This is a genomic window from Arthrobacter ginkgonis, from assembly GCF_039540195.1.
GTDB lineage: Bacteria > Actinomycetota > Actinomycetes > Actinomycetales > Micrococcaceae > Zafaria > Zafaria ginkgonis.
Genome location: NZ_BAABEO010000003.1, coordinates 1 through 5,031, shown reverse-complemented (window position 1 = coordinate 5,031; position 5,031 = coordinate 1). Strand labels below are relative to the sequence as shown.

Below are 5,031 nucleotides of genomic sequence, written 5' to 3'. Positions count from 1 at the left end.
TAGCACTCCATGAAGTTCTCGATGATGAGCTTCCAGTTGGCCTTCACGTCGTACCTGATGCGCCGGCCCACCTTCAGGTTCGCCACGTCGTAGCCCTCGATGGCCTCCAGGTCGCCCAGGCGCTCCTGGATGGCCCCCATGACGTCCTCCTCGAAGGACGGCGGGGTCTCGGCCAGGCAGACCCACACGTAGCCGAGGTATTCGCGGAGGTGGACCTTGGCCAGGCCGTACTCGTGGCGGTCGATGTCCGGCATCTTGGTCAGGTTCGGGGCAGCGACGAGCTTGCCCTCGAAGTCGTAGGTCCAGGCGTGGTAGGGGCACTGGAAGGAGCGTTCGGCCTGGCCGGATTCCTCCAGGCAGAGCTTGACGCCGCGGTGGCGGCAGACGTTGTAGAACGCGCGGATCTCGCCCTTGCGGGTGCGGCTGATGAGCACGGACTCGCGGCCGATCTGCACGGTCTTCCAGGCCCCGGCCTTGGCCAGGTCCGCGGTGCGGATCGCGCAGAACCACATCTGCTCGAAGATGCGTTCCTGCTCGGCGCGGAAGATCGCCGCGTCGGTGTAGGTGTGCCCGGGCAGGGTGGAGATCAGGCTCTCGGAAATCATGTCGGCGGTCATGCTGTGTTCCTTCGAAAAAGTCAGTGGTGGATGGGACTCAAGACGATGGGGTCAAAAACCAGGGGGCCGGCTCAGGCCGGCACCGCCGCGACGGCGGGCGCAGGGGCTGAGGCGGGTGCGTCGACGGCGGGCGCGGCGGCCTGGTTGAGGGTGCGGCGCCACTTGGTGAACAGGCGGACCTGGTTCATGCCCAGCACCGCCACCGGCTCCTCGCCCCGGTAGTACACGGCCAGCACGTTGTGCTCCTGCGGATCGCCGGCCTCGATGGCCACCCGGTCCGCCTGTGCGGCGTTGCCGGCGAACTGCAGCTTCACCCCGTACTGGTCGGACCAGAAGTACGGCACCTTCACGGACCCGGACGCCGGCTGCTCCAGCAGGGCGGCCACCGCAACCTCGGGATGTTCGGTCGCGGTGGTCCAGTGCTCCACCCGGCGGTGCGCGCCGTGGCGTTCGTTGAACCAGGCGGCGCAGTCCCCGACCGCGACGATGCCCGGCATGTTCGTCCGGCCGGAGGCATCGCAGAGGACGCCGTTGCCGGTCTCCACTCCGGAGCCGTCCAGCCAGCCAATGTTCGGGACGGCGCCGATACCCACCAGCACCAGGTCGGCCGGAACGTAGCGGCCGTCGGTCAGCCGCAGGCCGGTGACCTGGCTTTCGTAGCTGTGGAAGAGGTCCACGCCGGTGCCGCAGATCAGCTCGACGCCGTTGAGGCCATGGAGGCGCCCGACGACGCTGCCCATCTCGGTCCCCAGCGGTCCGGCGAGCGGAACCGGCTGGGCCTCGATGACGGTGACCTCCAGCCCCAGGGCCTTGGCCGTGGAGGCCGCCTCTGCACCGATGAAGCCCGCGCCCACCACGACCAGCTGGCGCTCCGGCTGCAGTTCCGCGGACAATGCCTGGGCGTCCGCCAGGGTGCGCAGGCTGAAGACATTGGCCAGCCCGGCCAGTTCCGGCAGGGTGCGGGCGGAGGCGCCGGTGGCCAGGACGATCCCGTCCGCAGTCACGGTCGTGCCGTTGGCCAAGGTGATGGTCCGGGTTGCACCGTCCAGCTTGACCGCGCGGGAACCCAGCAGCCACTCCGCGTCCAGGTCTTCGTCCGCGGTCTCCAGCGCCAGATCGTCGGTCCCGATCCTGCCGAGCAGGAAATCCTTCGACAGCGGCGGCCGGTCATATGGGCGCTCCGCCTCATCCCCGATGATGATCAGCTTTCCGTCGAACCCGAGCGCGCGGGCGGCTCGAGCCGCGGAAAGACCGGCAAGGGATGCTCCCACGATCGCCAGTGTCTTCATTAACCCTCCTGAAGGGAATTGCGTCTTGTGCAACTACGACTGCTATATGCAACAACTTCCACCAGTGTGACGATGCGCACAAAGCGCGTCAAGGGATTTCTTATGTGACGTTGTGGGCCGCAACCCGGCGGTCCGCGGCGCGCGCTTTTGCCCGCTCACATGGGCCCTTCCCAAGCTTGGGGAGCAGTTCTTCGCATCCCCGCGGTTCACGCTCCCGGACGCCCGACAGCCCTGAATTTGCGCGGGCACACGCGAGTGCACCGGGACGCGAACGTCGCGTCCCGGTGCACGTCATTTTTGGGGGTCGGCCGGGGTCGTTGGCCGGCGGCTAGTTCTCTTCCGGGGAAATGTGTCGGACGAACCGGACCGTCATTGCCTTGTACCCCGGCGTGTTGGACTCGCGAGCCACCAATTCCCGGTGCACCAGCACGTTCGCTTCCGGGAAATACGCGGCCGCGCATCCGCGCGCGGTTGGGTAGGAGACCAGGCGGAACTTGTCGGCACGGCGCTCCGTCCCGTTGAAGGTGCTGATCACGTCCACCATCTCGCGATCGGCGAAGCCCAACTGTTCCAGGTCCTCCGGGTTCACCAGGATGACGCGACGGCCATTGGAGATGCCGCGGTACCGGTCGTCCAGGCCGTAGAAGGTCGTGTTGTACTGGTCGTGGCTGCGCATGGTCTGGAGAATGAGGTGCCCGTCCGGCGCCTGGAGGTATTCAAGGGGGCTGACGGAGAACCGCGCCTTGCTGATGTCCGTGGCGAACGACCGCGTGTCCCGCGGCGGGTTCGGCAGCACGAACCCGTTCTTCCGCCGGATCCGCTCGTTGAAGTTCTCGAATCCGGGCACTACGCGCGAGATGTGGTCGCGGATGACGTCGTAGTCTTCGGCCATGGCCTTCCAGTCCACGGGGTGGTCCTCCCCGAGGGTCGCCTGCGCCATCCGGGCGATGATGACGGGTTCGGACAAGAGGTGCTCGCTGACCGGCTCGAGGCGCCCCTGGGTGGAATGGACGACCGACATGGAGTCCTCCACGGAGAGGAATTGCGCCCCCGACGGGTGCTTGTCGTCCTTGTCCGTGCGGCCCAGCGTCGGCAGGATCAGGGACGTCCGCCCATGCACCACGTGCGAGCGGTTGGGCTTGGTGGAGACGTGCACGGTCAGGCCGGCGCGTTTCATCCCCGCTTCGAGCGCCTCCGTGTCGGAGCAGGCCAAGGCGAAGTTGCCGCCCATGGATACAAAGACGTCAACCTCGTCCATTTCGAACGCTTCAAGGGTTTCGGTGGCGTCGACTCCGTGTGCCCTCGGGCTGGTGATGCCGAATTCGCCGTCGATGGCCGCCAAGAGCCATTCCGCCGGCTTCTCCCAGACGCCCATGGTCCGGTCGCCCTGGACGTTGGAGTGGCCACGGACCGGGCAGGCTCCGGCGCCGGGCTTGCCGAAGTTTCCCTGCAGCAGGAGGAGGTTGATGATCTCGCGCAGGGTATTCACCGAGTGCGGCTGCTGCGTCACGCCCAGCGCCCAGCAGAAGATGGTGGCCTTGGATTTCGCCAGCAGCCCGGCGACCCTGGTGATGTCCAGCCGGGATAGCCCGGTGGCCTTCTCCGTCTCGTCCCAGTCGATCCCGCTGCGTGCCTCGCGGTACGCCTCGAATCCGCTGGTCTGGTCCTTGATGAACTCCTCATCGACAACGGAGCCGGGCAGCCGCCGGTCTTCCTCCAGCAGCAGGTGCCCCAGCGCTTGCATGAGGGCCAGGTCCCCTCCGACCTTGATCTGCAGGAATTCGTCGGCGATCTGCGCGCCACCGCGCGCCAGGTTGCCGGGATCCTGTGGATCCTTGAACTTCAGGAGGCCGGCCTCGGGCAGGGGGTTGACCGCGACCACCTTGCCGCCGTTCTGCCGGCACTCGGCGAGGGCGGAAAGCATGCGTGGATGGTTCGTCCCCGGGTTCTGCCCCACAACGAAGATCAGTTCAGCGTGGTGCATGTCCTCGAGCGAAACGGTGCCCTTGCCGATGCCGATCGTAGGATTGAGCGCCGAGCCCGAGGACTCGTGGCACATGTTCGAGCAGTCCGGGAGGTTGTTGGTTCCGATCGAGCGGGCGAACAGCTGGTACATGAACGCGGCCTCGTTGGCGGTGCGTCCGGAGGTGTAGAAGATGCATCGGTCCGGAGTGGTCGCCCGGATACGTTCCCCAATGAGCTCGAAGGCATCGGTCCACGAGATCGGCGAGTAGTGCGTTTCGCCTTCGCGAATGACGACGGGCTCGGTGATCCGGCCTTGGTTGCCCAGCCAGTATTCCGTCTTTCCCGCGAGTTCCTCGATGGAGTGCGCGGCCCAGAAATCCGGGGTCACGGTGCGCAGGGTGTTTTCTTCGGCGATGGCCTTCGCGCCGTTCTCACAGAACTCGGCCGGCTTCCGGGCGCCGGTGATCGACTCCGGCCACGCACAGCCGGGACAGTCGAATCCTCCGCGCTGGTTCACCCGCAGCATCGATCGGACGGTGCGGGACACCCCTCCTTGCGAAACGCCCCTGTCCAGCGAGACCATGACGGCCTTCATGCCCGCTGCCGCGGTCTTGGGCCCGTGCACCTCGAGGTCGTTCTCGTCAATGTCCTTGACGGGAGCCTTCCGCCTGCCTAGTTCCATGTTGGCTTTCCTCATACTTCCGCGACGACTGAATGATGGTGCCCCCGGACGCCTTCGCAGCGCGGGTCGGGTTGCGGTCTTTCCGGCGCCGCAGCAGGGCCCGTCCCATGCGACGGGCCCTGCTGCATGCCGCTGCCGGCTAGAGCTCCACGACGGAGCGCAGGACCTTGCCTTCGTGCATTTTGTGGAAGGCTTCCTCGATGTCGGCCAGGCCGATGCGTTCGGTGACGAAGGCGTCCAGGTCCAGGCGGCCGAGCTTGTATTGCTCGACGAGCATGGGGAAGTCCCGGGAGGGCAGGCAGTCTCCGTACCAGGAGGATTTGAGGGATCCGCCGCGGCCGAAGACGTCCAGCAGCGGCAGCTCGAGGGTCATGGCGGGGGTGGGCACGCCGACGAGGACGACGCGGCCTGCGAGGTCGCGGGCGTAGAAGGCCTGCTTGTAGGTTTCGGGGCGTCCGACGGCGTCGATGACGACGTC

At 66.7% G+C, this 5,031-nt stretch carries 4 protein-coding genes; all 4 read right to left on the bottom strand.

From position 1 onward, the window contains the following. Positions 1–617: aromatic ring-hydroxylating oxygenase subunit alpha (locus ABD912_RS01305; RefSeq protein ID WP_345147893.1), on the bottom strand; the 617-nt coding region annotated here is incomplete at its 3' end. A gap of 71 nt (positions 618–688) precedes the next feature. Then, positions 689–1,906: an NAD(P)/FAD-dependent oxidoreductase gene (locus tag ABD912_RS01300; protein ID WP_345147892.1), complete on the bottom strand. Its 1,218-nt coding sequence runs from the start codon at positions 1,904–1,906 to the stop codon at positions 689–691. A 328-nt stretch (positions 1,907–2,234) separates the two neighbouring features. After that, positions 2,235–4,553, bottom strand: coding sequence for an FdhF/YdeP family oxidoreductase (locus tag ABD912_RS01295; protein ID WP_345147891.1), 2,319 nt, complete (start codon positions 4,551–4,553; stop codon positions 2,235–2,237). Between the two features lie 139 nt (positions 4,554–4,692). Then, on the bottom strand, positions 4,693–5,031 hold a 339-nt coding region (locus tag ABD912_RS01290; protein ID WP_345147890.1), incomplete at its 5' end, for a zinc-binding dehydrogenase.